Source organism: Mycobacterium gordonae, assembly GCF_001417955.2.
GTDB classification, from domain to species: domain Bacteria; phylum Actinomycetota; class Actinomycetes; order Mycobacteriales; family Mycobacteriaceae; genus Mycobacterium; species Mycobacterium gordonae_B.
This window is the reverse complement of record NZ_LKTM01000159.1, coordinates 1-2,060: the sequence shown is the minus strand read 5'-3', so window position 1 is coordinate 2,060 and position 2,060 is coordinate 1. Positions and strand designations below refer to the sequence as shown.

Genomic DNA, 2,060 nt, shown 5'->3' with positions numbered 1-2,060 from the left:
CCGGCCAACAGGTTGCCGCCGACCGTGCGGTGCTGGCGTGCAGGGTCGCCGATGAGGACCGGTGGTGCCGTCGCTGCGGCCAAGAAGGCAGTCCGCGTGACAGCGTCACCCGCACGTTGGCCCACGAGCCGTTCGGATGGCGACCCACCACACTGCTGATCACGATCCGTCGCTACCGCTGCGCCGGATGCCAGCATGTGTGGCGTCAAGACGTCGATAAGGCGGCCGAGCCACGCGCCAGACTGTCCCGGGGTGCTCTGCGGTGGGCGCTGGAAGCTCTTGTCTGTCAGCACCTGTCGGTGTCCCGAGTCGCTGAAGCGCTCGCGGTGTCGTGGAACACCGCCAACAATGCGGTGCTGGCTGAAGGTATGCGGGTGCTCATCGCCGATCCGGACCGGTTTCACGGTGTGGCGGTGATCGGAGTCGATGAGCACGTGTGGCGTCACACCCGCCGCGGCGACAAGTACGTCACGGTCATCATCGACTTGACCCCGGCACGGGACAAGACCGGCCCGGCCCGGCTGCTCGACATGATCGAAGGACGCTCCAAACAGGCCTTCCAGCAGTGGTTGGCCGACCGCCCAAAAGACTGGCGTGACCGCGTGGAAGTCGTTGCCATGGACGGATTCTCCGGTTTCAAGACCGCCGCCACCGAAGAACTACCCGACGCGGCGACGGTGATGGACCCCTTCCACGTGGTCCGCCTTGCCGGCAACGCCCTCGATGAGTGCCGCCGCCGGGTGCAGCTGGCCACCTGCGGGCACCGCGGCCGCAGCACCGACCCGCTCTACCGATCGCGACGCACGCTGCACACCGGTGCTGACCTGCTCACCGACCGTCAGAAAGCACGGCTGGCCACACTGTTCGCCATCGACGCCCACGCCGAGGTCGAGGCCACCTGGACGATGTACCAGCGCACCGTGGCCGCCTACCGTGAACCCGACCGCGCGAAGGGCCGCATGATGATGGCGGCATTGATCACCGCGCTGAGCGCCGGCGTTCCCAAGCCGCTGCAGGAACTGATCACCCTCGGGCGCACCCTGAAGAAGCGCGCCGCTGATGTCTTGGCCTACTTCGACCGTCCCGGCACCTCCAACGGGCCAACCGAAGCGATCAACGGCCGCCTCGAGCACCTGCGCGGATCCGCGCTGGGCTTCCGCAACCTGACCAACTACATCGCCCGGTCCCTGCTCGAGACCGGAGGCTTCAGAGCCCAGCTCCTTCAACCTCGGCAGTGAAAGTCCTCAACGCGTAGTCAACGCGGCCAGAGCGTCATTGGTCTCGGCCACCGAGAAACGATCGGGGTGCCAGCCCCGGGGCAGCCAGTCCCGCATCTCCTCAGCACTGAGCCCCATCGGCGTTGCCTGCGGGTCGTATCCGCCACGAACCCACGCAGCCAACTCCTCATAGCCGCCCAGGCCACCACAGTCCTCCGGCGGGCAGGCCATCTTGCCCGTCAGGCACACCGGCGCCGGGGGCGGATCATCGAAAACATCTTCGACCACCAGCACGTGCTCCCATCCGTCGCCGAAGTCGTAGTCATAGAACAACCGCTCGCCCTTTACGGACAACACCTGATCGAGCCGCACGCTGTCCTCGACGACACCGTCGTCGCCTTCGCTGAGATCAAACCCGGTGACGAAGTAGGCACGGGTACGCCGGTCCGCCCCAACACCGAACTTGTGCAGGTGACCGTCCTGCCAGCCCATCACGACCTGCAGCACAACGTGCAGCTCATCGAGCATGAGGTCGCCCGGCAGGTCCAGACGACGCCAGATCGGCGGCTTCGCGTACATCAGGTCGACCCGCACCCGGAAACCCCGCGCATACCCCGGCACAGCCCGCACCTCGGGCGTCGGCTCATCGAACATTCCCGCGAACACGTCCCGGCCAGCATCGGCAATCAGCTTTTGCAGCATCGCCAGGTCCACACTGCCCCCGGACACCCCGCTCTTCCTCTTACTCTTCCGCTTCTTCTCCGGCACACCCCCAGCCAACCAGACCCCCCGATCACCAGTCGAAAACAGCTGACCGCCCTACACCCTCAATTGCGAAGAGCC

Annotated in this window: 2 protein-coding genes; one reads left to right on the top strand and one right to left on the bottom strand. The window is 66.3% G+C overall.

Translation table 11 applies throughout. The features are described 5' to 3' along the window. Positions 1-1,238: ISL3 family transposase (locus AO501_RS14090; protein ID WP_055578315.1), on the top strand; the 1,238-nt coding region annotated here is incomplete at its 5' end. A 6-nt stretch (positions 1,239-1,244) separates the two neighbouring features. Here AO501_RS14090 and AO501_RS14085 read toward each other — a convergent pair. Continuing rightward, complete coding sequence (locus tag AO501_RS14085) at positions 1,245-1,946, bottom strand: plasmid pRiA4b ORF-3 family protein (protein ID WP_055578314.1); 702 nt, start codon at positions 1,944-1,946, stop codon at positions 1,245-1,247. Positions 1,947-2,060 lie beyond the last annotated feature (114 nt).